The sequence below is a fragment of the Marinomonas sp. IMCC 4694 genome (genome assembly GCF_008122525.1).
GTDB lineage: Bacteria > Pseudomonadota > Gammaproteobacteria > Pseudomonadales > Marinomonadaceae > Marinomonas.
The window spans coordinates 2,134,571-2,159,570 of the sequence record NZ_VSRV01000001.1; the positions used below are offsets into that span (position 1 = coordinate 2,134,571).

The following is a 25,000-nucleotide window of genomic DNA, read 5'->3' on the forward strand; positions in this document are numbered from 1 at the left end:
TCATTTCAGGCGCCAGCCAAACAGGTCAAGGCAGCGCCATTGAGCTTAATCTGCTTGCTTGGCCTCAGCGGTTTTTACTTCGAGGCTGTCGATACGTTGCAATCCTCGTGGTAATTTCAAACCTCGGCGCCCACGCTCTCCGATGTAATCTTCTAAGTCTTTTCCCACAAAGGAAATAAACCTTTTACCCGCATGCGCCAACAGGACATCATCTGGCTGCACACACGCCAACGCCACCACCAACTCCTCTCTTTCGGCGGCTCTGACGCTGGGGATACTGAGCATCTTGTTGCCTTTGCCTTTGGCCATTTTAGGCAGTGACGCCACCTCAAATGCCAACATTCGGCCTTCATTAGAAACCGCAACGACACGTCCTAATTCAGGATTTTCAACCAACACAGGAGCCATCACGCGAGCGCCTTTGGGTAAAGTTAGCGTCGCTTTACCGGCCTTATTTTTAGCATACAGATCCTGCAATTGAGCGACAAAACCGTATCCCGCGTCACTGGCAATTAAATAATAGGCTTCTTCGCTGTCTAGTACGGCGCACACAATGGTCGCGTCTTTCTCCAGCGAGATACGCCCTGTAATGGGCTCGCCCTGACCACGCGCAGAAGGCAAGGTGTGTGCTTTCACCGAGTACGTTCGTCCATTTGACGCGAATAATACCAATGTTTGATTCGAACGCCCTTTTGTACTGACCAGAAACTCATCGCCTGATTTGTAGCTCAAACCATTCACATCAATGTCATGGCCTTTCGCGGCACGGATCCAGCCTTGTTTTGAAATGATCACTGTAATCGGGTCGTTTGACAGCAAATCTTCTTCACTGAAAGCTTGCGCTTCTTTACGCTCAACAATCGGTGTACGACGTTCATCACCAAAGGCATCAATCGCTTCTTGAATCTCTTCAGTAATGAGCTTTTTCAGTTTTCGATCGGAAGATAATAAAGCTTCCAGCTTTTTGCGCTCTTTTTCAAGCTCGTCTTGCTCGCCTTTAATGCGCATTTCTTCGAGCTTCGCAAGATGGCGAAGTTTCAGCTCGAGAATCGACTCCGCTTGCATATCACTCAGACCAAAACGTGCCATCAATTCAACTTTCGGCTTTTCCTCAGTACGAATGATCTCGATGACTTCATCAATGTTTAAATAAGCAATCAACAAGCCTTCTAATATATGAAGACGATTCATCACTTTATCTAAGCGGAATTGCAAGCGACGACGTACTACGTCTATTCGAAATCTCAACCACTCTGACAAAAAGTTTTTCAGTGGCTTAACCTGCGGCAAACCGTCTAAACCGATTACGTTCATGTTCACGCGATACGATTTTTCTAGGTCTGTGGTAGCGAATAAATGCGTCATCACGGCATCAATATCAACACGATTTGATTTAGGCACAATAACCAGTCTTGTCGGATTTTCGTGATCCGATTCATCACGTAAATCCACAATCATCGGCAATTTTTTGGCCTGCATCTGTGCGGCAATCTGCTCTAGGATTTTACTGCCTGATACCTGATGCGGCAGCTCATTGACAACAATGTCCCCTTCCTCCATGGAAAAACGGGCTCTTGCTTTTACCTGCCCTTTGCCTGTCTCATACAATTTAACCAGATCAGAGCGCGGTGTAATAATTTCACCGCCTGTTGGGAAATCGGGGCCTTGTACAAACGCCAATAAATCGTTTAATTCTGCCTTGGGATTGTTCAATAAATGAATACAAGCTCCACCAATTTCGCGCAAATTGTGAGGGGGAATGTCCGTCGCCATACCAACCGCAATGCCCGTCGTGCCATTTAATAGCAAATTGGGTAAACGCGCAGGCAACACTGACGGTTCTTGCAGTGTGCCATCAAAATTGGGGAGCCAATCTACTGTGCCTTGGCTGACCTCTCGTAGTAATACATCGGCGTATTTTGACAAACGCGACTCGGTATAACGCATCGCAGCAAAGGATTTTGGATCGTCTGGCGCACCCCAGTTACCTTGGCCGTCTACCAACGGATAGCGATAGGAAAACGGCTGAGCCATCAACACCATGGCCTCATAACAGGCACTGTCACCGTGTGGATGAAATTTACCCAACACGTCGCCCACAGTACGAGCTGACTTTTTGTATTTCGCACTGGCTTTCAAACCCAGCTCACTCATCGCATAAACAATACGGCGCTGGACCGGTTTTAACCCATCACCAATGTGCGGTAAAGCACGGTCTAAAATAACGTACATGGAATAATTCAAGTACGCTTTCTCGGTATAATCTTTTAATGAAAGGGTTTCATTTGACTCAAAATTTGACAACTCACTCAAGGAAATTCCCCTTCTATGATCAATAATGTGTGTCAGCAATCAACACACATGAATTTCATGAAAATGCTAGACTCACTGAAAGGAGTCACACCTGTCTGCTGTAATAATCGGTATTTATTTAACGCAACACCAACGCGGTCAAGACATGATCTTCCCATTGACCATTAATTTTTAAATACTGCTTTGCAAGACCTTCTTTATCAAACCCTAATTTGCTTAGTACGGCTGCGCTTCGAGCATTTCTTGGCATATAACTGGCCTGAATTCTATCAATGTTCATGTCTTTGTGGATATAACGGATACCAGCACTTAGCGCCTCTGACATAAGACCACAACCCTGCACACCTTGCCGCAGGCTATAGCCCAAATTACACGCCTGAAAAACGCCGCGAATAATATTAGAATAGTTACTGTAAGCCAACATTCGGTCTTCATTGGGTGACAAAAAACAAAAGACGAGTCCTTTATCCTCCAAAAAGTCGCGACGCATTTCTCGAATACGCAACTGACAAGTTTCCAAAGAATAATAGGCATTACTTCTCAATGGTTCCCAAGGCGCAAGGAACCCTTTTTCCTGATTGAGGTAATCATGCAAAAGAGGCGCTTGGGCGTCATTTAACAGAGTCAATACCCCTCTTGGCGTCACGATTCGAGGAAAGCGCGATGAATGTACCGCTTCTTGGGCACTGGAAAAGGATGATGTTTTTAGTGCGTCAAATAGCGTCAACGCGTATTCTTCATACCAAAACTTTTCACCCACCGATAAAATACGCCGCTGTGTATCATGATTTAACCACGCCTCTGCCGTTTCCCTTGTTTGCCAGTAAGTTATCAGCAAATCCAATTCTCCTGAACCGTACTCAGCACCCAGAAAACCTGACTGATTACTGGCTAGCTCAAGCATTTTGTCCGCCATAATTCGATAGGTCAAATCGCTCAGCATCAGCTTACTAGAAAGCAGTACCGCAAAAAAAGGCCGCTTATGCGGGGAACTAAATACATTCATAGGCGCTCTTAAAAAAGTAGCAAAATGACCAATAAGCGAGATAAACAAAATATATGCACACTTATTGTCATCTCAAGCTATAGTTAATCTTTATAGAATGGACAGATCCCCATGACTTTATGCTTTTTACACAACGACTTTTTCGTTAGGCTTCGAAAAGCCGAATGCAAAGTGGATCTACCCTTTTAATATTGCCCCCTTTTATTGATTGGGATAAGGACAGTTTTATGCCCGCATACAGCGGGCATTTTTTTGCATTCTCTAGGGATCTCTGGAGCGCATTAATAGCAAAAATTTCCCCCAATTATCGACTCTTATACTTGCGTTAAATACGTTGTTCCTGCCAATACCTTTTTATAGGTCGCCATCAGGTTTTCTTGCTCTTCTAAACTCAACGAACTTAACGAGACTTTATCTTGGTAACGTTTCATTAATTCATGCTCATTATAACTCACCGATCTCAGCACATCTTGAACACTGTCGCCCTTCAAAACATGATCGATGCGGAAACCATCGTCGGTAAGGTACACATCCACTGAGCACGTATCGCCAAACAGATTATGTAGATCGCCTAGCGTTTCCTGATAAGCTCCCACTAAAAAGAAGCCCATGAGATAATCTTCTCCCTTAGGTGGCGGAGGTGGCAATGGCAAAGACGACTCAATGCCCTGCCCATCTACATAACTGTATAAACAACCGTCCGAGTCACAGGTAACGTCTTGAATTTTACCTCGAAACGATGGCGCCTGCTCCAAGCCTTGCAGCGGCAATACAGGAAACAGCTGGTCAATACCCCACGCGTCTGGCATAGATTGAAATACTGACAAGTTAACAAACAACTTTTCAGCTAAACGTTCATTCAGCTCATCAATCACTGCACGATGACCGCGATTACGGTTGTCTAAACGGGGCAACAAATTACGACATGCAGACAAAAATAAATTCTCGGCTTGCGCTCTTTGTGACAGGTTAAGCTGACCATGGTTGTACAAAGTCAGACTGTCGTTAAAATCATCAAGTAAATCATGATAAATTTCAACCAGTGATCGGCTTTCTTCGTCCGTTTCGCCTTGAAGGCTTTGATACGAATTCCAAAGGCGCTGCAATTCAAGCTCACTGTCTTGAGTCGGCTCTTCAATGGGTAGCAACTCCGCCCCGTGTGAAAACACATCCGCTATCATCATGGCATGGTGTGCCGTAACGGCACGACCTGACTCAGAAATAATATGTGGATGAGGTAATTCATATTGTTCACACACATTATGAAACGCAAAGACCACGTTATTGGCATATTCACCAATGCTGTAATTGGCTGAAAAGTCGTTTTGACAACGGGTTCCTTCATAGTCAACCCCTAAACCGCCACCGACATCGACCCATTTCACTTTTACATCCATTTGATGTAATTCAGCATAGTATCGTGCGCATTCTTTCAGACTATTTTGAATATCGCGAATACGTGTAATTTGTGAACCCAAGTGAAAATGAATCAACTCTAGACAATCTAATAAATCTAATTCGCGTAAACGATCAATCGCTCTCAGTAGCTGAGACGTTGTGAGACCAAACTTGGATTTTTCACCGCCACTGTTACCCCAGTGCGTGGTGCAAGTTGACGCTAAACGGATTCGAATACCGATACGAGGTTTCACTCCGATTTTTTCGGCTTCTTCTAAAATCCAATCCAGCTCATGCATCTTCTCAACCACGATAAACACCTGATGGCCCATTTTTTCAGCCATTAGCGCCAGGTGGATAAACTCGCGGTCTTTATAGCCATTACAAACAATAATACCGTCGGCGTTTTTGTGCATCGCCAACACGGCCATTAGCTCTGGCTTACTGCCCGCCTCCAATCCAACGGTAGAGGGATTATCAAGTTGGCAAGCTGCGATCTCTTCTACGACACGACGCTGCTGATTAACTTTAATAGGGTAAACAATGGCGTATTTTGCTTGGTAGTCGTAATGCTCAATCGCTTGTTGGAAAGACGCGGTAATTTTTTCAATACGCGAATGCAAAATATTCGGAAATCGCACCAAGCAAGGATAAGGAATACCTTGCTGCTTCAATGCTACAGACAGCTCAGTCAAATCAATGCTATTTTCTCTGTCGGGTAACGCAATCACTCGCCCCTTATCATTGATTGAAAAAAAACCACTACTCCAATGGCTAACATTGTAAAGTTCCATTGAATCTTTGATTGACCAAGGTTTCATATCATCTCCAAAAATCATAATAACGGCAAAATACAGCGTTTTATTGCAAAAATTTCATAAAAAAAGCGGAGCTAAGTCCTACTTAACCCCGCTTTTTAAGATCGCATAAGTTAAGAAACGCGTTCACCATGGGCCTGTTTATCGGCATGGTACGATGAACGAACTAATGGGCCGCAGGCCGCATGTTTAAAACCAAGCTCTTTGGCAACCGTTTCATAACGAGCAAACTCTTCCGGCGGTACAAAACGTGCCATTGGAAAGTGATGCTTAGAAGGCTGTAAGTACTGACCGATTGTTAACATATCGACATTATGAGCACGTAAGTCTTTTAATACCTCAACAATCTCTTCGAAAGTTTCACCCATGCCTACCATTAATCCGGATTTAGTCGGCACGTCAGGGCAGCGATCTTTGAAGTTTTTCAATAAGTCCAATGACCACTGGTAATCTGAGCCAGGCCTAACTTGACGATACAAGCGCGGGATAGATTCTAAATTGTGGTTAAAAACATCGGGCGGTGCGATAGACAAAATATCGATGGCTGCGTCCATGCGCCCGCGAAAATCAGGGACTAAGGTTTCGATCTCAATATTAGGGCTCTCTGCACGAGTCTCCCGTATGCAATCGACAAAATGTTGTGCTCCTCCATCTCTAAGATCGTCTCGATCTACCGACGTAATAACAACATATTTGAGCTTCATATCGCGAATCGCCGCGGCCAGCTCTTTCGGCTCATCTACACTCAATGGATTAGGACGCCCATGGGCTACATCACAAAATGGACAGCGACGCGTACAAATCTCACCCATAATCATGAAGGTTGCAGTGCCATTACTGAAGCACTCGCCTAGATTTGGGCAATTTGCTTCTTCACACACTGACGCCAATTTATGCTCTCGCAGCGTCGCCTTGATACGAGCGATCTCGGGCGAAGCTGGCATCCGCACGCGCAACCAATCGGGTTTACGAGGAATCTCTTCTGTGGGGACTACCTTAACGGGAATTCGGGCCATTTTATCAGCACCACGAAGTTTTTCCCCTTGAACAACGCGTTTGCGTTCTACTGTCATTCTATTTCCACCCTTGTTGGATAGTCGGATAATCGTATCCGAGCTGCTCAGCCAGCTGATTCGCTAACTCAACTTTAACGTTATATAAAGTAACGTCTTTGTTTAAACGTACCATATCAACCATTTGTAGACCTTGATAACCACAGGGATTAATGCGGTTAAATGGGGTGAGGTCCATATCAACATTCAAAGCCAACCCATGGAACGAACATCCTCTTCGTACCCGGAGCCCTAATGAAGCAATTTTTTGTTCACTCACGTAAACCCCTGGCGCATCCGGCTTAGGGTACGCTTTAATGTCATTGATTTGGAGTGTATTAACAATTGCCGTTTCAAGAATCGTAACCAAATCACGAACACCAATGCCCAGTCGTTTTAAATCCACCATGATATAGGCTACAAGCTGTCCTGGCCCATGATAAGTGACCTGCCCCCCACGATCGACCTGCACAACAGGAATGTTACCCGGTGCCAAAAGGTGTTCTTCTTTGCCTGCTTGACCTTGAGTAAACAAAGGCGGGTGTTCTAACAACCAAATTTCATCGGCATCCCCTTTTGAACGAACTTGAGTAAAGCTTTTCATTTTCTCCCAAGTCTGTCCATAGTCAATGACACCCAGATCACGACACACTAGATCCAATTTATGTATCATTTACATAACCATCTTAACAGCATCAATGGACATTAAATCACGATGCAACGCCGATAACTGGCTTTCACTTTGAGCCACTATGCGAAAACTGTAACTCACAAAGCGCCCTTTACTCGACCGGTTAGTATTTTCTGCTTTTGTGTCCATTTCTGGCGCATGGACCAGCAAACACTCAGTAATGTGAGCATGAATGCCTTCTGCATCTAATGAAACTACTTTGATCACGTAGTTTTCACAGGGAAACTCTATCTTTGGCGCACCAACCGCTTGTTCTGTTTGGTCGCCATCTTTTGTAATCAGAGCCATGTCTTTACCATTAGCTTATTGAGCTTAAAACAAATTCATAAAGAAAAGTTTGATTTTATCAAACAATCGCTTAAAAAAGCTGCCTTCTTCTACGGCTTCGAGTGCAACAACTGAGCGCTCCAACAAGATATTTCCATCGGAACCAACAATAATTTTCCCCAGTACGTCGCCAACTGCAATAGGGGCAACAATTTCCGTTCGCATATCCAACACTGCCGGAATCGAATCGCCTTGTTGACGTGGCATGGTCACCAATACGTCTTCCGCAAAACCGACTTTTACACTTGATTGACTACCACCCCAAACAGGTGCGTTATTCACAACCTGTCCACGACTGTAAAGTTTGCGCGTTTCGTAATACCTAAAGCCAAAATCCAGCAATTTTTGCGCTTCCATTGCACGCGCCGCATCCGATTTTGTCCCCATGACCACCGTAATAAGACGAGTACCGTTACGTACCGCAGACGCCGCCAGACAATAACCCGCTTCTTCGGTATGACCTGTTTTTAAACCATCCACTGTTTTATCACGCCAAAGTAGACGGTTGCGGTTGGGCTGACGAATATTGTTGTACGTAAATTCTTTCTCCGCATACATGGTATAATTATCAGGAAACTGCAGAATTTTCGCACGCGATAGTTTAGCAAGATCATGGGCACTGGAATAATGCCCCTCTGCAGGAAAGCCCGTTGCATTCACAAAATGCGAGTTGGTCATTCCCAGTAATTGAGCATGTTGATTCATCAGATCAGTAAATGCAGCTTCACTGCCAGCAACATGCTCTGCCACCGCGACACTCGCATCATTGCCAGACTGGATAATAATGCCGCGCATCAAATCTTCAAGGCTTACCCGCGTTCCTTCACGAATAAACATTCTTGAACCCGTCATTCGCCATGCTTTCTCACTGATCAAAATCTGGTCATCAAGCGATAAATTCCCGCGCGCCAGTTCATATTCAACAATATAGGCCGTCATTAATTTCGTTAAACTTGCCGGCGGCAATGCTTGATCAGCATTGTTTTCAACCAATATGTCTCCCGTGTAAGCATCCATCAAAATATAGCTACTAGCTGACAATTGAGGCGGCGCGGGGATCAAGGAAGGGGCTGCGAAAAGCGTACCACTGAATGAACACATCAGGATGGATAAAGTTACTAGGAGTTTTTTCATACTCAAATATATCGTCTTTTAAAAAATGTTGTTAAATAATACTAGAGCGCATCATGAATCTCTAGCCCAAAACCGTTACCCCTTAAGGAATTAGCGCGACTCTAACTGGATCAGCAAAGCCTTCCTGTTGCAATTTTTGCTGCCATTCAACGCGCTGAGCGTCACTTTCGAAGGGACCTACCAGTACTTTAAACAACCCATCTTGTTGTTTATTAATTACCACCTTAACGCGAGTATCAAACGCTTCAAACAAGCGCTGCTTTAAAGTATTGGCCGATTGCTCAACACTGAAAGCCCCGACTTGTAAGTGTGAAAAAAAAATCTCAGATACATCTTGATTCACGTTGTTATTAGCATTAGCCAAAACCTCACTTGCATCAGAATCAGTTGCTGGAACACTCAACGCCACTGCTGGTAAGGTTGCTGACGGTGTTATAGGCACAGCCTCCACAGGGACTGAGGAGACCGTCGCGTCATTAGACGAGGAATATGATTGACCTTGTGGTGGTGTAATCGCTTCTATGAAAACTCTTGCTAGGCCTTTTTTATGGTAATCCAGCCTAGCGGCAGCTGCATAAGAGAGGTCTATTAATCGATCCCCATGAAAAGGCCCACGATCATTGACTCGAACAATAACAGAGCGCTGATTGTCCAAATTGGTTACTTTTAAATACGTTGGTAAAGGCAAGGATTTATGCGCAGCTGAAAATGCATACATGTCATATATTTCCCCATTTGAGGTTTTATGACCATGAAATTTATTACCGTACCAAGATGCGGTTCCTTCTGCGCGGTATCCTTTTGCCGAATCCATCACTGAATATGTTTTCCCCCACACTTCATAGAGACTCTTGTTGCCACCTCGACTTTTAGGCTCCCATTTAGGCACTAAATCAGGCAAGTGATCGACATTTACATCCCCCGTCGGCGCATGATCTTGCAATATAGTATAGCGCCCTCCTCCGGATGCTTTATCGTAGTCGACCTTTTCTTTCCCTAGAACATGGCGCGTACTCATACATCCGCTCAGTGCCAGCATACTGACAATAGCAACGACAAGCATATTAATTCTTTTCATAACTTCCTATGCTCTGTGCAAGCTCCAATACGGACATGGCGTACCGTCTGCTCGGATTGTAATCCATGATAGTAAAGAAATTTTCATACGCCAACCAATAAGACACCACTTCAGGAGACGTTTGCAGTGCAATCAAACCGGTTTTTTGATCCATAAAAGACTGCGTAGGTAAGACATTGAGCGCTGACCAGTCCGACACATTTTGGCTCGGGTGTCGGCCGCGGTTAATCTCTTTTTTTACACTGTCTGGGTCAGCAACGTACGCGGTCACAAACCATGGCTGATCAGTCTGCCAACCGTGATGGTGTAAATAATTAGCAACGCTGCCAATCGCGTCGGCTGGAGAACCCCAAAGGTCTATATGGCCATTTCCATCAAAATCCACCGCCAATTTTTTGTAGTTACTGGGCATAAATTGCACCATCCCCATTGCACCACTGTATGACCCTTTTGTTTCACCAATGTTCCAACCTTCTTGACGAGCAAGCAATAAATACGCCTCTAACTCACTCTGGAAGTACTCTTTTCGTCTTGGGTAATCGAATGCAAGCGTCGTCAGTGAGGTAAATACGTCTTTAGAACCGGTAATCTTTCCGTAATAAGTTTCGACACCAATAAGCGCCACAATAACATTAGGCTCAACACCGTATTCCTGTTCGGCCTTATTTAGCCATCGAAAATATTGAGATGCAAATTGGCGCCCCAGCGCGGCTCTCTCATCGTTAACGAAACGTGTTTTATATTCATAATAGGGCGTGATGGCTTCGGGTTGATTATTGGATTTTTCAATCACTTTTGGTCTAACCTGAATGGATGAAAAAGCCAGCTCAAGAAGAGTGCGATCATAGTTATGCCGCTCGACCAACTGGTCGATAAAATCTTGAACATTGGGGTGGCTGGCGTAAGAGTCTGCATAGTTACTAGGCCGCTCTTGCGCAAGTAAATCACTAACGCCGATAGAAATAGGTAACGAAGAGTGGTTCATGCCACTGCATGCCGAAAGGCCAACAGCTAAAAACACACCAAGCACGCGTTTCATCATCATCTCGCTCTTTTATGAGTTTGTATTGACATTAAAATCCCAAATGTCGCCATGATGGTAATAATCGAGGTGCCACCATAACTGACGAGGGGTAAGGGTACCCCAACAACTGGCAGAATACCTGACACCATGCCAATATTTACAAACATATAAACAAAAAAGGTCAGCGTTAAACTGCCTGCCAACAGTCGGGCATAATTGTCCTCGGCATTGGCTGCGATGTACAAACCACGAGCGATAACCAATAAATAAGCCAAAATCAACACGCTGCAGCCAAGTAAACCAAACTCTTCTGCCAACACAGCGATAATAAAATCTGTATGGCTTTCTGGCAAAAAATCCAGCTGAGCTTGTGTACCCTCTAGCCAACCTTTGCCATATGAACCACCAGAACCTATGGCCGTTTTAGACTGAATAATATTCCAACCAGATCCTAATGGATCACTTTCTGGGTTCAAAAACGTTAACACGCGTTGGCGCTGATAATCGTGCATAAATTGCCACAACGTGTAACCTGCAATAGGTGCCATCGCTGCCGCGCTGAGAATATATCGCCACCGAAGCCCAGCAAGAAACAGAACAAAAAATCCAGACACGGCTACCAATAATGACGTGCCCAAATCGGGCTGTTTGGCGATCATCAACACAGGAACAACAATTAGACCTAATACGGTCAGAACATGTTTTAAATTAGGGGGCAGTTGACGATCTGCAAAATACCACGCGATCATCATTGGCATGACGATTTTCATAATTTCTGAGGGCTGAAACCTTAAGCCGCCTGGTAAGGCCAGCCAACGTTGAGCGCCTTTGGCACCCACACCAAATACCAAAACACCAATCAATAGTATGGCAATAAAAACAAATAATGCAGGAGACGCACGACGCATATATTTAGGAGGCAGCTGTGCAAGCACCAAGCAGACAAGCAGACCAATCGCAAGGCGAAAACTTTGTCGCTCCACCATGGCGACATCTTGGCCTGAAGCGGAGTACAAAATAAACAAACCGCCGCCAATCAACAACATTAAGGCTGCCATCAACAAAACGTCAACATGAACCAGTTGCCATAATCGCGCATTAGTGAAAGACAAAACCCTTCGATATAAGCTATCTTTCATTATCTTGGCCCTTTAAATAATCGTAGCGCGCTGGATAGTCATCATGAAGGTAGGCATCAAATAGTTGCCTGGTTAAATCCGCAGGCTTTGAACTGCTGCCACCGTTTTCAAAAATAGCAAATACCGTAATTTTAGGGGCTTTGGCGGGCGCAAAGCCAATAAACAAAGCATGGTCATGCAAACGCTTATCGAGCGCTTCCGCGTCGTACTCTTGATCATCTTGTAAACTAAACACCTGCCCGGTTCCGGTTTTACCGGCAATATCATAATCTGTGCCACGTAGGCGTCTTGCCGTGCCTTTAGAGTCTGTCACCACTTTGCGCATCGCATCCGTTATACGAACCCAATTACGTTGATCTTTTAAAATAATATCGTGCCTATCACCAAGGCCATTTTCAAACTCTGCAGTTTGATCTCCCATCGTTTTCGCCATACGAGGATAAAAGTAATGCCCTTTACTGGCCAACACCGAGGTCGCAGACGCTATCTGCACGGGTGTCGCGACCATAAAGCCTTGACCTATCCCCACATTGACAGAGTCACCAGGGTACCAAGGCTCTTTGTATTTGGCCTTTTTCCATTCATTGGAAGGAAGAAGTCCACTACTCTCGCCTCTTAAATCCAGCAAATTACTCTCACCAAAACCAAAGCGGGTTAAAAAATTATGGATAGGCGTAATGCCCATTTTATTGGCTAACTGATAATAATAAGTATCTACTGACTCAATAATAGAGCGTTCTAAATCAATCCAGCCGTGTCCAGTGCGTTTCCAATCGCGATAACGTCGGCCATCAGGGTTAATTTGATAATACCCTTTGGCAAAGTAAGTTTCCGTCCAAGAAGCAAAACCGTACTCAAGCCCCGCCAACGCCATAAACGGCTTAATTGTTGAAGCCGGTGGGTAACCACCTCGCAAAGCACGGTTGAATAAAGGGAGTTTTTTTGATTCACGTAAAGCAGAATAATCGTTTACTGAAATGCCACGAACAAACAGATTAGGGTCATAACCCGGCTTAGAAACAAGCGCTAAAATACCACCTGTGCTCGGATCGATAGCCACAACAGAGCCAGTGTAATCGCCCAACAAGTCGTAAGCGTATTGCTGAAGTCGAGCGTCTAAATACAAGTGCAAATCTTTGCCTGGCGTGGGATTTTGCCTTTCAAGCTCAGACATGATGCGGCCACGCGCATTCACTTCAACTTTATTTAAACCAGATTCACCAAACAAGGTTTTTTCGTAGTACCCCTCAACACCGGTTTTACCGATAAACAAAGCGCCTTGATATGCGAGCTGATCAACGGTCTCTAGGTCTTTTGCGTTTATGCGGCCGACGTAGCCTACCGCATGAGCAAAAGCCTCACCAAAGGGGTAATAACGCGTCAATTGGGCCTCCACTTGAACGCCATCAAGCTTGTACAGATCGACGGATACTTGCGCCCATTCTTCATCGGTTAATTGCGACTTCAACGTAATGGATTGATAAGGTCGCCGATAATCTTTTAGAGCATCATAAAAATCTTCCCACTCTCCATCCGTAATAGGAATAATATTAGACAAGGTTTGTTGTAATTTGGACAGATCCTGTACCCGCTCAGGAATAACCGTCAAACTGTGAATAGGACGATTATCGGCTAAAACAACGCCATTGCGGTCATAAATCAAACCACGTGGAGGGGGCTCGGTGACCAGCATCACACGATTATCATCGGCCTTAGTTTGATAAAGTTCATGCTGAACCACTTGCAGATAAAACAACCTGCCAATCAAAGTAACAGCCAACAAAAAAACGAAAAAAGCAGCGGCTATGACACGTCGCTGTGTTAGCTGCTGCTCTTGGCGATAATTACGGAAATTTTGATGTCGACGACTCACCCACTCACCTTATCTATGATAGGGGTGATTATTCATCAAGGTCCAAGCACGATAAACTTGCTCAGCCAACAGAATTCTCACCATAGGATGCGGTAACGTTAAACGTGATAGCGACCAGATTTGATCAGCGCGGGCAGTACATCGAGGGTCAAGACCATCTGGTCCACCGACTAATAAACTGACGTTATAGCCCCCCATGCGCCACTGCTCTGTCTGATCTGCCAACTGATCGGTAGACCATTCTTTACCCAATACCTCCATGGCAATTACCTTGTCACCCGTTGGAATCGCGTCCAACATGGCATTGCCTTCTTTGCGGATCGCTTTGGGTATGTCAGTATTTTTACCTCGAGGAGACATAGGAATCTCAACAAGCTCCAAAGCAAAGTCTTTTGGCAGACGTTTTGCGTACTCATCGTAACCTTCTGTAACCCACTTTGGCATCTTACTGCCAACGGCGATTAAACGTACTCGCATGAAATACAGCCTTAGATTTGTTCGGGCTTAATATCCCAAAGTTTTTCAAGGTCATAAAACGCTCTTGCCTCTTCGGTCATCACATGAACGACCACATCGTGTAAATCGACCAATACCCAATCGCTTCCCATACCGCGGCCTTCAGAGCCTAGTGGCTGTAAGCCTTTGGATTTCAGGTGTTCAAATACATTTTGACCTAAACCATTTACATGACGTTTAGAGGTTCCCGTGCAAATCACCATGTAATCCATCATATCGGTATGACTTCCTACGTTTAACACTGTGATTTTATCACCCTTAACATCTTCTAATGCTTCTACAGCAAAAGCTAAAATTTGATCTGCTGTGAGAGTAAGCTGACTCATATAATTACGTTATCCTATCGATATAATTGATGTTGCTCTATGTATGCTTGAACAGGCTCTGGAAGGAGGTAAGCAATCGACTCATTTTTATAAGCTAAGGCTCTAATCATGCTAGAAGATATGGCTAAAGGTGTCAGTGTTTCGAACCAAATCCGACCGGAAGGCGCGCATTGTAACTCATGCGACGACTTGGCACGATAATTTTCGCAAAAAGTGCTCAACTCTGACACAAAATCTGGCTCCCAACCTGGGCGAGAAACCACTAAAAGGTGCGCGTATCGAATAAGCTCTTGCCACCGCAACCACATGGGCAGTGATAAAAAACTGTCCATCCCCAACACCATAACAAGCGGCTGATCTGGACCAATTTCAGCACGAATATCACGCAAAGTGTCGACAGTATAACTGGGGCCTTCACGATCCATTTCACGCGAATCAACACTCAACCGAGCATCACCAGACACCGCAAGCTTCACCATTTCTAGTCTTTGCCGAGGCAACAAACTAGGGCGACTTTTGTGTACTGGCTGAAAACACGGAATGAGCGTCAGCCCTGAGAAGCGAAAGCGGTCTAAAATCTCCACCGCCGTTCGCAAATGACCGTTATGCACTGGATCAAATGTCCCCCCCATAATAGCTAAGCCAGAGGCTTTTACCTTGCCGTCAACCTCAATTGTCACGGGTATGGCCATCTCCAAGTACGATGTATTTTTGACTGGTTAAGCCCAATAAACCTACAGGACCTCGCGCATGAATTTTATCAGTAGAGATACCAATTTCTGCGCCAAATCCATACTCAAAGCCATCCGCAAACGAGGTAGAAGCGTTCACCATCACAGAAGAGGAATCCACTTCTGTCATAAATGCGCGAGTTTTAGAGTAATTTTGAGAAACAATGGCGTCTGTATGGTGTGAGCCATAATGGTTAATATGTGTTATGGCGTCTTCCATACCACTGACCACTTTGACCGACAATTTTGGCGCTAAATATTCCGTGTACCAATCTTCCTCTGATGCTCGAGCCATGCTTGAACACACAACACAGGCCAGATCACAACCTACCAGCGCCACGCCTTTTTCTTGATATGCCAATGCCAACTTTGGCAAAATGCTAGACACAACGGCCTGATGAATCAACAAGGACTCCATCGCATTACACACACCATATCGACGTGTTTTCGCATTTATCGCAATGGCGAACGCTTTTTCTAAATCCGCTTCGTCATCGATATACACATGACAATTGCCATCTAAATGCTTAATCACAGGCACCTTCGCGTCTTTACTAATGCGTTCAATCAGCCCTTTACCGCCACGGGGTACAATCACATCCACAAACTCGGGCATGGTAATCAATTTACCTACCGCTTCACGATCCGTGGTGTTTAACACCTGCACAGCATTTTCTGGCAAACCCGCCGCCACAATACCTGCGGTCACAGCCTCAGCAATCGCCTGATTGGAGTAAAACGCCTCTGACCCGCCGCGCAAAATAGTCGCATTACCCGACTTTAAACACAGACTGGCCGCATCGATGGTCACATTAGGGCGAGATTCATAAATAATCCCAATAACACCCAGCGGAACACGCATTTGACCACGCTGAATACCAGAGGGCAAAAACACCATATTTGAAATTTCACCGATAGGATCAGGCAACGCAGCGACTTGCTGCAACCCTTCGATCATACCGTCAATGCGTTTATCATCAAGCAGCAAACGATCTAGCAACGCTGGATCTAAGCCTTTTTCTTCACCGTTTTTAATGTCTTTATGATTTTCCTCAATTAATCGAGGTCGAGCTTTTTCTAATGCGTCTGCCATGGCAAGAAGCGCTCTGTTTTTTTGCTCCGTGGACGCTTTTGCCAACAACCGAGACGCACCTCTCGCCTGCTGACCAACCTGATTCATATAATATTCTAAAGACATGTATACGCTCTAAGTATAAGAAGAAAAAGAAACCGCGTTTAGATCGACAAAAACCCTAATCCGCTGAATCAAAACAGTATACTAGCATAATATTTTTAGTCATTTAGTGCCGTTTTTTATGAAAATTGATCCATCACCTACTTCTAATTCATTTACATTATCGACCATTGGAGTCGTTCACTCCTGTTATAAAGAAAAATTTGGTATTCCAAAACAGCCAGGATTGGTGGACAGTGCCACCGCTCGTCTTGAGCTCCTCCCTCCTTATAATCGAATGGACACTTTGGATGGATTAAGTGAGTTTTCACACATTTGGATTCACTTCATTTTTCACGCTTGCATAAAAGAAGGGTGGAAAGCAAAAGTGCGCCCGCCACGTCTCGGCGGAAATAAAAAGCTGGGGGTTTTTGCCACAAGAGCCACACATAGGCCAAACCCTTTAGGCTTGTCCGTCGTTAGAATAGGCCGTATATACCAAGAAGATAAAAGCGTTTTTATTGACTTACATGGCGCCGATCTACTGGATGGCACCCCGGTAGTAGACATAAAGCCCTACCTACCCTATGCCGATAATATTACCGATGCAAAAGGAGGGTTTGCCCCTGAACCCACGCAAACAAAACCCGTGCGATTCTCTGAGCTTGCTGAACGTCAATGCAAGGCTCACCAAAACTTGCACAACAAAGACATTACCATTTTAATTAAGCAGATCATTGAACAAGACCCAAGGCCCTCATACCTGTCCCGCCAAACCGACAGAGAGCATGGAATAGCGCTTTGGGACCTTAATATAAAATGGTGCGCAAGAATTGATCATTTTGAAATCCTTAGCATTGAGCCAGTACACGGGAGCAGAACATGAATAAAAAACAGTTCTTGAACACCTACAAGAAAATTGATGCCATGGACAGAGCAGAGCAGAAAATAGAGGATAAAAAACCACTTTATCGTTCAGAATACGATGAGCGTCTCATAAAAGACTATCATTTCGCTAAATTTCAAAAGAATCAGCACAATGCACAGCAAAGTGATGCCTTCAAACGCCTGCTAGAAAAAGAAAACTGGAATGAAGAAGACACGAAAGCACTGCTAGAATCCTTGCGCTAAAAAACATACACAAAGCCTATGCCCATGGTTATCCACATGTTATGTGTATAGTTTTCGTGTCAATAAATACAAGCACTTTCCTAAAAACAATGGACAAAGCAACAGTCAAAGTAGCAAGCAAAAAAAAGCGGACCTAGGTCCGCTTTTTATAACAGCAAAAAATCAAAACTTAGTTTTGGTTTTCTAGTTGTGCCTTGATCAAATCACCAATAGTGGTAGGACCGTTAGACTCAGTTTGTTGTTTCTCAGAATGAGACTTCATTGCTGCTTTTTCTTCTGTTGCGTCTTTCTGCTTGATAGAAAGAGTGATAGTACGCGCTTTACGATCAACATTAATGATCGCCGCTTCTACCTTATCGCCTTCTTTCAATGCTGTTGTCGCATCTTCAACGCGCTCACGGCTGATTTCAGATACTTTCAACGTCGCTTCAACGCCTTCAGCAAGAACAACTACAGCACCTTTCGCATCTACTGCAGACACAGTACCGTTAACAACGGTGCCTTTGTCGTTTTCAGCAACGTACGCTAGGAACGGGTCTTCTTCTAGTTGTTTAACACCTAGAGAAATGCGCTCACGCTCAGCATCGATAGACAATACGACTGTTTCTAGCATATCGCCTTTCTTGTATTGACGTACTGCTTCTTCACCTGTTTCGTCCCAAGATAGGTCAGAAAGATGAACAAGGCCGTCGATACCGCCGTCAAGACCAATGAACACACCAAAGTCAGTAATAGACTTGATTGCGCCAGAGATTTTGTCGCCTTTATTGAAAGAAGTAGCGAACTCTTCCCATGGATTCATGGTGCACTGCTTGATACCCAAAGAGATACGACGACGCTCTTCGTCAATGTCAAGAACCATAACTTCAACTTCGTCACCAATCTGAACAACTTTAGATGGGTGAATGTTTTTGTTAGTCCAATCCATTTCAGAAACGTGTACAAGACCTTCAACGCCTTCTTCTAATTCAGCGAAGCAACCGTAGTCAGTCAAGTTAGTGACTTTAGCCGTCACTTTCGTGTTTTCTGGGTAACGGGCTTTAATAGCAACCCATGGATCTTCACCCAACTGTTTCAGACCTAGAGACACACGGTTACGCTCGCGGTCAAACTTAAGGACCTTAACATCGATTTCATCGCCAACAGCAATGATTTCGCTTGGGTGCTTGATGCGTTTCCAAGCCATGTCAGTGATGTGTAGAAGACCATCAACACCACCAAGATCAACGAACGCACCGTAGTCAGTAAGGTTCTTAACGATACCTTTAACTTCTTGGCCTTCTTCAAGAGAAGCAAGCAGTGTTTCACGTTCAGCGCTGTTCGTCGCTTCCATAACGGCACGACGAGATACAACAACGTTGTTACGTTTTTGATCAAGCTTGATAAGTTTGAACTCTAGATCAACACCTTCCAAGTGAGACGTGTCGCGGATTGGGCGAACATCTACCAAAGAACCAGGCAAGAAGGCACGGATGTTAGCGATATCAACTGTGAAGCCACCTTTGACTTTACCGTTAATAACACCGTGAATGATGGCGTTTTCTTCATAAGCTTTTTCAAGCACAGACCAAGTCTCTGCACGTTTCGCTTTTTCGCGAGACAATTTAGTCTCACCGAAGCCATCTTCAACTGCTTCAAGTGCAACTTTCACTTCGTCACCGACGTTTAAGTTGAACTCACCACTTTCCGTTAGAAACTGAGAACGAGGAATTACGCCTTCAGATTTAAGACCTGCATGAACAGTTACCCACTCGCTGTCGATATCGACAACAATACCAGTAACAATTGAGCCTGGCGCCATTTCGACGGTTAACAGGCTTTCTTCAAACAGTTCTGCGAAGCTTTGAGTCATTGTATTTCCTATATAGTCGACCTAAAAAGAACTAGGTCATATCCACACCGCCAGCAGATGCGGGTCAATTTTTTGAATGATGCGATAAAGGCTTGCTGGCACCTTTATCGACTTGGATAACATTTACTCTATTCTAGCACATCTCAGACACGAAAAAGAACAGATTATACAAGACTCGCTTTCACTGCTTCAGCGAAAACAATCTCGACAACCTGTTCGATATTCAATTCTGTGCTATCAATGACTAAAGCGCCTGCTGCAGGCACGAGGGGGGCAATCGCTCGATTAGCATCACGCTCATCACGCTCTTTAATCACTTTCACTAATGCTTCGAGATTAACATCTTCGCCTTTTTGCTGCAATTGCTGCAAACGCCTTTGCGCGCGCTCTTCTGCGGACGCCGTCAGGAAAATCTTAATCGGTGCCGAGGGAAATACGACCGTGCCCATATCACGACCATCGGCGACCAGGCCTGGCAATTGCGAGAAAGCTCGCTGACGTAACAACAAGCCATCACGTACTTCTGGAATGGCCGCTAACTTAGACGCACAGTTGCCCACTTCTTCGGTTCTGATGGCCTGAGTGACCGTTTCGCCCTCAAGCACAATCTCGACTGTACCTTCAGCCGATTGCACAAACTGAATGTCTAAATGCTCTGCCAACACCTTTAATGTATCCACGTCATCCGCAGACATTCCATGATGAGCAACCGCTAATGCAAGCAATCGGTACAAGGCGCCACTGTCTAATATGTGCCATCCCAGCTTTTCTGCGATTAATTGACTGACAGTGCCTTTACCCGCACCACTTGGACCATCAATCGTAATAACTGGGCCTTGGTTGATCATAACTATTCCTCTTAAAAAACTATTGCGCCACCGAGCAATGAAAACCTACCTGCATCGCGACACTTTCCAATTCGTTAAATTCTTCTAATAATTTTTGACAGTCGTTAACGTTCGTTATAGCGTGGCTTCGAGCCCCTAAAGCAAGCATAGCAAGCGCCAGCTTGTCATCACCAGCGCAGTCCAACTCTGCACCTTGCGGCACTCCACCCTTAATCAATAGATCACCACTGTCGTAAGTGACTTGGATTTTCATTTGCTCCAGCGCTTCCACTAATGCCAACACCCTATCCTCATAATAATAAGGCAACGCATTGACACCCTGAATGCAACTCTCACCTTTGGCGTACGCTGCTGCAACACATAACAAAGGCAACACATCACCAAACTGATAACTCTGCTCAGCCGACAATGAAAACCCTTTCAATTCAGCAAAACCGGCTTGAACCTGACCTTCATAGAGCCCATAACCTCCTTGGTCGGGAAGAGACACATTGGCACCAATCGATGCCAAAAAGGACAAAAATGCAAACGATACAGAGTCCAGCCCCGCATTGTTAATGACCAAGTCAGAACCGGGCAGCAAATTGGCCAATAATACCAACCAAGCTGCTTCATATTCATCGCCAGAAAGCACCATACTGCTGGCTAACAAAGGCGCCGGAGTGACTGTAAAAATCCTCTCGGACTTTGCAATACCCACAGTAAAGTGCTGCAACAAGACTTCGCAATGCGATACACCCAAAAAAGTTGGCGTCACTGTGCCTGATATTGGCGAATACAACGCCGCTAATAATGCCGCCATGCGCAAGCGTTCAGAACGGGTTTTCAACACGATCGAAACGTTCAACCGATTCACCGGAAGCAAACTGACTGGCAAGCAATCTGCGACCTCTGAAGTCACTTCCCCCCCCATCTGACGAACCAATGAAAACACATCACTCATGGATTGATTCAGAAGTTTACCCTCGCCAACCACCGTCACAGGAAACGACTGCCCCGCCAAAACTGGCAACAACAAATACAAGCTTTCTCTGGATTGATGAACATTGATTGGCGCAATTGGGGCTTTTAACCCTCGCAGACCGACACCATGTATGCGCAGCTGACCTTTAGCGACCTCTTCCATTACCACGCCCATGTCCCTAAATGCTTGCATCGTAATGCGCACATCTCCAGTCAAATCAACGTTTTTTATTTCACTGATTCCTTCTGAGAGCGCCGCCATTGTAATCACTTTATGTGACAAAGATTTGTCACCCAACAGGGCAATATCGCCTTTTATAGCCGATGCAGGCAAAACAGACACAGAAACAGGACGAACTTCTTTCACTGAGCCAATGGTGCGCTGCTCTAATAGTCGAAGAAAATGATCTCGCGCAGACTTAGCTCGGGTAAAAACACCAAACATACTCGCACCATCGCCCTGCTCAATCGCAGTACGCATATCGGCTAAGCGATCAGTAAAGTGGTCCAGTGTGGCCAGCGTCGCGTCTTTATTCGCCATAAACACATCGCGCCACATCACCGGATCACTTGACGCTATACGGGTAAAATCACGAAAGCCGCCCGCTGCGAACTTAAATATATCCTGACTGCGGTCTCCATTTGCCAGCGCATCGACTAAGGTATAAGCAAGAAGATGCGGCAAATGGCTGGATGAAGCTAACACATGGTCATGATGCTCTACGTCCATACTGACCACATCTGCTCCGACCGCTCGCCAAAGACGATGAAGACGATCCAGCAAGACAGGGTTGCTGTCAGGCAATGGGGTAACAATGGCCATGTGTTTTTCAAACAACAGGGAATTAGACGCCAAGACGCCGCTTTTTTCAGCGCCAGCAATAGGATGACCAGGGATAAAATTCGACGGCACCACACCAAAAACACGGCGTGCTGCTTCAACCACGCTACCTTTTGTTGAACCAACATCCGTAACAAGTGTTTGTTCCGATAAAAGAGGCTTTAATTCCGACAACACCGACTCCATCGCCCGAACCGGAGTTGCAAGAATAATTACGTCCATTTTAGCCACAAGGTCAGCGGACAGCTCAGCTGGATAATCAATCACTCCGGTAGACACACCAAGGGCGAGCTCCCCATCGCGACGATCTACACCATACAAGGTGGCTAAACCCCGCTCTTTTAGTGCCTTTGCGAACGATCCACCGATCATGCCAAGACCAACAACCATGACGTTACCGAATTTTTTTCTCTCTATTCCTGTCAAAGCAACACACTCTTTTTTAATGGCCGATATCGGAACATAACATCACACAAGGAAATCAGATGGCTACAAAACGGCAACAGGGTAAGACCCTAACACCTTCACTTCAGAGGCACGCTCACGAAGCTCATCAATAACCGCTCGACATTTATCGTCCAAATGATGACCAACGAAATCAATATAAAAAATATACCCCCATCGACTCATCAATGACGGACGCGTTTCCAATCGCGTCATATCCACCCCATGACGCTCGAACGCCTCAAGCAGACGATAGAGGGCACCAGGCTCGTTCTTCGCACTGATCAACAAGGACGTTTTATCCTTGCCACTTTGTGGAACATCTTCGTGGCCAACGATCAAAAATCGAGTGGTGTTGTCAGGGCGATCTTCAATGTTCGCCGACACTTTTGTAAGACCATACAGTTCACACGCCACTTCGCCCGCAATCGCAGCAATAGCTTTGCCACTTCGACCTGCCTCTGCTGCCAAACGCGCCGCCTCAGCATTAGAGCTTACCGCGACACGCTCAACATGAGGCCAATAACGGTCCAGCCAAGCCCGGCACTGCGCTAAGGATTGCTGGTGAGAGTATATGTGGGTAACGTCGTCCGCATTGATGTTTGGACTGACCAATAAATGATGATGAATGCGCTCTTCGACTTCGCCACAGATTTTCAAACGAGAGTCCCGAAATGTGTCTAACGTGTGATTCACCACGCCTTCTGTGGAATTCTCTACTGGCACAACACCGTAGTTTGCCGCTCCTGACTCCACCTCACGAAACACCTCATCAATGGCCGCCATTGGCGCACTAATAATGGATTTACCAAAATGCTTAAGCGCAGCTTGCTGAGTAAAAGTGCCTTCTGGCCCTAAAAAAGCAATACGCATTGGTTTTTCAAGAGCAAGACAAGAAGACATCACCTGACGAAAGATCTTCGCCATTTCTTCGTTACCCAACGGCCCCTCGTTGCGCTCCATCACACGACGCAACACCTGCGCCTCACGCTCTGGACGATAGAAAACGACGGCTTCACCGCCCTGCTCCGCCAGTTTCACTTCGGCCACTTTTTGGGCACAACGTGCACGCTCGTTAATCAAGGTTTGTATTTGCGAGTCAATTGAGTCAATACGATCGCGCAATAATGGCAATGTTTCTGGAACGGCCTGCTTAGAATTCGACATATTTTTATTATCCGTGTATTTCTCGTATGCTTTTAAAAACGAACGCCACGATCAACCGTGACGTTTTTCAAACCCACGCATAAAATCAATTAGCGCTTCGATCCCTTCCATTGGCATGGCGTTGTAAATACTCGCGCGCATCCCACCGACCGAACGGTGACCTGCCAAGGTTCGCAGCCCTGCTGCTTCGGACTCTTCCAAGAACAGCGACTCAAGAGACTCGTTTGCCAGTGTAAAAGGCACATTCATGCGTGAGCGATAAGCAGGATCGATTGGGTTAGCGTAAAACGTACTTTGATCGATGTATTCATAAAGCGTCTCCGCTTTACGGATGTTCATCACTTCCATTGCGTCAACCCCACCCTGCTCTTCCAGCCACTCGAACACCAAATCCGCTAAATAAATAGCAAACGTCGGCGGCGTATTTATCATGGAATCATTTTCAGCTAGATGCGCAAAATTCCATACGGTCGGTAAACTGTCATTGCAACGAGCCAGCAAATCTTTACGAATGATGCAAATGACCACTCCCGCCGGCCCGACGTTTTTCTGGGCGCCAGCATAGATCAGGCCATATTTGCTGACATCGATGTTGCGAGACAAAATAGTCGATGATAAATCCGCTACAATAGGCAAATTCGTTTCTGGCAAATCAGCAAACTCTAAACCACCGATGGTTTCGTTTGGACACAAATGCAAATAGGCCGCACTTTCATCGAGAGTTAAAGAGGAAAATTCTGGCACCGTGGTGTAATTTTGGCTTTTAGAAGAGGCCACTACATTGACCGTGGTGTATTTTTGCGCTTCTTTAATCGCCTTAGAGGACCACGCCCCTGTATCAAGATAACAAGCGGAATCAAAACCTGCAGCCAAATTCGCTGGAATTTGAGCGAAAAGTGTCGACGCGCCACCCTGCACGAACAAGACGTCGTAATCCTCATTAATATTGAGCAAACGCGTTAAACGCGCCTTAGCAGACGCCAAAATAGACATGAACTCTGTACTTCTGTGGCTCATTTCCATTACAGAAACGCCTGCACCGTGCCAATCTAGCATTTCAGCTTGTGCTTTTTTTAAAACCGCCTCAGGAAGCGCGGCGGGACCAGAACAAAAATTATATACACGGCTCATCCTGCTCATTACCTCTGCAATTA

22 protein-coding genes are annotated in these 25,000 nt (G+C 45.4%); 2 read left to right on the forward strand and 20 right to left on the reverse strand.

What is annotated here, in order from left to right; translation table 11 throughout:
- Positions 1 to 45: 45 nt before the first annotated feature.
- The 15 genes from parC to FXV75_RS09780 all read right to left on the reverse strand — a co-directional run bounded on the left by parC (position 46) and on the right by FXV75_RS09780 (position 16,624).
- Positions 46 to 2,313, reverse strand: a complete 2,268-nt coding sequence (gene parC / locus FXV75_RS09715; protein ID WP_148832934.1) for a DNA topoisomerase IV subunit A — start codon at positions 2,311 to 2,313, stop codon at positions 46 to 48.
- 118 nt (positions 2,314 to 2,431) lie between these two features.
- Positions 2,432 to 3,319: a GNAT family N-acetyltransferase gene (locus tag FXV75_RS09720; protein ID WP_148832936.1), complete on the reverse strand. Its 888-nt coding sequence runs from the start codon at positions 3,317 to 3,319 to the stop codon at positions 2,432 to 2,434.
- Between the two features lie 314 nt (positions 3,320 to 3,633).
- Positions 3,634 to 5,538, reverse strand: coding sequence for a biosynthetic arginine decarboxylase (gene speA / locus FXV75_RS09725; protein ID WP_148832938.1), 1,905 nt, complete (start codon positions 5,536 to 5,538; stop codon positions 3,634 to 3,636).
- Positions 5,539 to 5,648: 110 nt separating this feature from the next.
- Positions 5,649 to 6,608, reverse strand: a complete 960-nt coding sequence (lipA, locus tag FXV75_RS09730) for a lipoyl synthase (RefSeq protein WP_148832941.1) — start codon at positions 6,606 to 6,608, stop codon at positions 5,649 to 5,651.
- Position 6,609: 1 nt separating this feature from the next.
- Complete coding sequence (lipB, locus tag FXV75_RS09735; protein ID WP_187424873.1) at positions 6,610 to 7,260, reverse strand: lipoyl(octanoyl) transferase LipB; 651 nt, start codon at positions 7,258 to 7,260, stop codon at positions 6,610 to 6,612.
- The gene (locus FXV75_RS16355; RefSeq protein ID WP_187424874.1) at positions 7,261 to 7,566 is read right to left on the reverse strand and encodes a YbeD family protein; all 306 of its coding nucleotides are present in this window, start codon (positions 7,564 to 7,566) and stop codon (positions 7,261 to 7,263) included.
- Between the two features lie 24 nt (positions 7,567 to 7,590).
- Positions 7,591 to 8,739, reverse strand: coding sequence for a D-alanyl-D-alanine carboxypeptidase family protein (locus FXV75_RS09740; protein ID WP_148832943.1), 1,149 nt, complete (start codon positions 8,737 to 8,739; stop codon positions 7,591 to 7,593).
- 82 nt (positions 8,740 to 8,821) lie between these two features.
- Positions 8,822 to 9,817 carry a septal ring lytic transglycosylase RlpA family protein gene (locus FXV75_RS09745; RefSeq protein WP_148832945.1) on the reverse strand — a complete coding sequence of 332 codons (996 nt, stop codon included), beginning with the start codon at positions 9,815 to 9,817 and terminating at the stop codon, positions 8,822 to 8,824.
- Positions 9,804 to 10,862 (reverse strand): lytic murein transglycosylase B, encoded by a 1,059-nt coding sequence (gene mltB / locus FXV75_RS09750; protein ID WP_262368519.1) that lies wholly within the window; start codon positions 10,860 to 10,862, stop codon positions 9,804 to 9,806. Before mltB ends, FXV75_RS09745 begins: the two co-directional genes overlap by 14 nt.
- The gene (gene rodA / locus FXV75_RS09755) at positions 10,859 to 11,980 is read right to left on the reverse strand and encodes a rod shape-determining protein RodA (protein ID WP_148832947.1); all 1,122 of its coding nucleotides are present in this window, start codon (positions 11,978 to 11,980) and stop codon (positions 10,859 to 10,861) included. The genes mltB and rodA overlap by 4 nt, the downstream gene beginning before the upstream one ends.
- Positions 11,970 to 13,853: a penicillin-binding protein 2 gene (gene mrdA, locus FXV75_RS09760; RefSeq protein WP_148832949.1), complete on the reverse strand. Its 1,884-nt coding sequence runs from the start codon at positions 13,851 to 13,853 to the stop codon at positions 11,970 to 11,972. The genes rodA and mrdA overlap by 11 nt, the downstream gene beginning before the upstream one ends.
- Positions 13,854 to 13,862: 9 nt before the next feature.
- Positions 13,863 to 14,330 (reverse strand): 23S rRNA (pseudouridine(1915)-N(3))-methyltransferase RlmH, encoded by a 468-nt coding sequence (rlmH, locus tag FXV75_RS09765; protein WP_148832950.1) that lies wholly within the window; start codon positions 14,328 to 14,330, stop codon positions 13,863 to 13,865.
- An 11-nt stretch (positions 14,331 to 14,341) separates the two neighbouring features.
- A complete protein-coding gene (gene rsfS, locus FXV75_RS09770; protein WP_148832952.1) occupies positions 14,342 to 14,695 on the reverse strand; it encodes a ribosome silencing factor in 354 nt (117 codons plus the stop codon).
- Between the two features lie 14 nt (positions 14,696 to 14,709).
- Positions 14,710 to 15,375 (reverse strand): nicotinate-nucleotide adenylyltransferase, encoded by a 666-nt coding sequence (nadD, locus tag FXV75_RS09775; protein WP_148832954.1) that lies wholly within the window; start codon positions 15,373 to 15,375, stop codon positions 14,710 to 14,712.
- Positions 15,365 to 16,624: a glutamate-5-semialdehyde dehydrogenase gene (locus FXV75_RS09780; RefSeq protein ID WP_148832956.1), complete on the reverse strand. Its 1,260-nt coding sequence runs from the start codon at positions 16,622 to 16,624 to the stop codon at positions 15,365 to 15,367. The genes nadD and FXV75_RS09780 overlap by 11 nt, the downstream gene beginning before the upstream one ends.
- A 118-nt stretch (positions 16,625 to 16,742) precedes the next feature.
- On the opposite strand from FXV75_RS09780, the gene tsaA reads away from it, so the two are divergent.
- Positions 16,743 to 17,486: a tRNA (N6-threonylcarbamoyladenosine(37)-N6)-methyltransferase TrmO gene (gene tsaA, locus FXV75_RS09785; protein ID WP_148832958.1), complete on the forward strand. Its 744-nt coding sequence runs from the start codon at positions 16,743 to 16,745 to the stop codon at positions 17,484 to 17,486.
- Positions 17,483 to 17,731 (forward strand): hypothetical protein, encoded by a 249-nt coding sequence (locus FXV75_RS09790; RefSeq protein WP_148832959.1) that lies wholly within the window; start codon positions 17,483 to 17,485, stop codon positions 17,729 to 17,731. Before tsaA ends, FXV75_RS09790 begins: the two co-directional genes overlap by 4 nt.
- Positions 17,732 to 17,900: 169 nt before the next feature.
- Here the strand turns inward: FXV75_RS09790 and rpsA are convergent, their stop codons facing one another.
- The 5 genes from rpsA to serC form a co-directional block, all read right to left on the reverse strand.
- Positions 17,901 to 19,583: a 30S ribosomal protein S1 gene (rpsA, locus tag FXV75_RS09795; RefSeq protein ID WP_148832961.1), complete on the reverse strand. Its 1,683-nt coding sequence runs from the start codon at positions 19,581 to 19,583 to the stop codon at positions 17,901 to 17,903.
- Positions 19,584 to 19,747: 164 nt separating this feature from the next.
- A complete protein-coding gene (gene cmk / locus FXV75_RS09800) occupies positions 19,748 to 20,431 on the reverse strand; it encodes a (d)CMP kinase (RefSeq protein WP_148832963.1) in 684 nt (227 codons plus the stop codon).
- 19 nt (positions 20,432 to 20,450) lie between these two features.
- Positions 20,451 to 22,661, reverse strand: a complete 2,211-nt coding sequence (locus FXV75_RS09805; protein ID WP_262368520.1) for a bifunctional prephenate dehydrogenase/3-phosphoshikimate 1-carboxyvinyltransferase — start codon at positions 22,659 to 22,661, stop codon at positions 20,451 to 20,453.
- A 63-nt stretch (positions 22,662 to 22,724) separates the two neighbouring features.
- On the reverse strand, positions 22,725 to 23,846 hold the full coding sequence (gene pheA, locus FXV75_RS09810) for a prephenate dehydratase (RefSeq protein WP_148832965.1): 1,122 nt from the start codon (positions 23,844 to 23,846) through the stop codon (positions 22,725 to 22,727).
- Between the two features lie 51 nt (positions 23,847 to 23,897).
- Positions 23,898 to 24,977: a 3-phosphoserine/phosphohydroxythreonine transaminase gene (serC, locus tag FXV75_RS09815; protein ID WP_148832968.1), complete on the reverse strand. Its 1,080-nt coding sequence runs from the start codon at positions 24,975 to 24,977 to the stop codon at positions 23,898 to 23,900.
- Positions 24,978 to 25,000 lie beyond the last annotated feature (23 nt).

Bases quoted from the DNA above. Each gene is read 5' to 3' on its own strand.
- lipA (WP_148832941.1), bottom strand. From the start codon at position 6,608: ATGACAGTAGAACGCAAACGCGTTGTTCAAGGGGAAAAACTTCGTGGT.
- rodA (WP_148832947.1), bottom strand. From the start codon at position 11,980: ATGAAAGATAGCTTATATCGAAGGGTTTTGTCTTTCACTAATGCGCGA.
- FXV75_RS16355 (WP_187424874.1), bottom strand. From the start codon at position 7,566: ATGGCTCTGATTACAAAAGATGGCGACCAAACAGAACAAGCGGTTGGT.
- FXV75_RS09720 (WP_148832936.1), bottom strand. From the start codon at position 3,319: ATGAATGTATTTAGTTCCCCGCATAAGCGGCCTTTTTTTGCGGTACTG.
- cmk (WP_148832963.1), bottom strand. From the start codon at position 20,431: ATGATCAACCAAGGCCCAGTTATTACGATTGATGGTCCAAGTGGTGCG.
- FXV75_RS09745 (WP_148832945.1), bottom strand. From the start codon at position 9,817: ATGAAAAGAATTAATATGCTTGTCGTTGCTATTGTCAGTATGCTGGCA.
- rlmH (WP_148832950.1), bottom strand. From the start codon at position 14,330: ATGCGAGTACGTTTAATCGCCGTTGGCAGTAAGATGCCAAAGTGGGTT.
- tsaA (WP_148832958.1), top strand. From the start codon at position 16,743: ATGAAAATTGATCCATCACCTACTTCTAATTCATTTACATTATCGACC.
- mltB (WP_262368519.1), bottom strand. From the start codon at position 10,862: ATGATGATGAAACGCGTGCTTGGTGTGTTTTTAGCTGTTGGCCTTTCG.
- speA (WP_148832938.1), bottom strand. From the start codon at position 5,538: ATGAAACCTTGGTCAATCAAAGATTCAATGGAACTTTACAATGTTAGC.
- FXV75_RS09740 (WP_148832943.1), bottom strand. From the start codon at position 8,739: ATGAAAAAACTCCTAGTAACTTTATCCATCCTGATGTGTTCATTCAGT.
- serC (WP_148832968.1), bottom strand. From the start codon at position 24,977: ATGAGCCGTGTATATAATTTTTGTTCTGGTCCCGCCGCGCTTCCTGAG.
- FXV75_RS09790 (WP_148832959.1), top strand. From the start codon at position 17,483: ATGAATAAAAAACAGTTCTTGAACACCTACAAGAAAATTGATGCCATG.
- lipB (WP_187424873.1), bottom strand. From the start codon at position 7,260: ATGATACATAAATTGGATCTAGTGTGTCGTGATCTGGGTGTCATTGAC.
- rpsA (WP_148832961.1), bottom strand. From the start codon at position 19,583: ATGACTCAAAGCTTCGCAGAACTGTTTGAAGAAAGCCTGTTAACCGTC.
- FXV75_RS09780 (WP_148832956.1), bottom strand. From the start codon at position 16,624: ATGTCTTTAGAATATTATATGAATCAGGTTGGTCAGCAGGCGAGAGGT.
- pheA (WP_148832965.1), bottom strand. From the start codon at position 23,846: ATGTCGAATTCTAAGCAGGCCGTTCCAGAAACATTGCCATTATTGCGC.
- rsfS (WP_148832952.1), bottom strand. From the start codon at position 14,695: ATGAGTCAGCTTACTCTCACAGCAGATCAAATTTTAGCTTTTGCTGTA.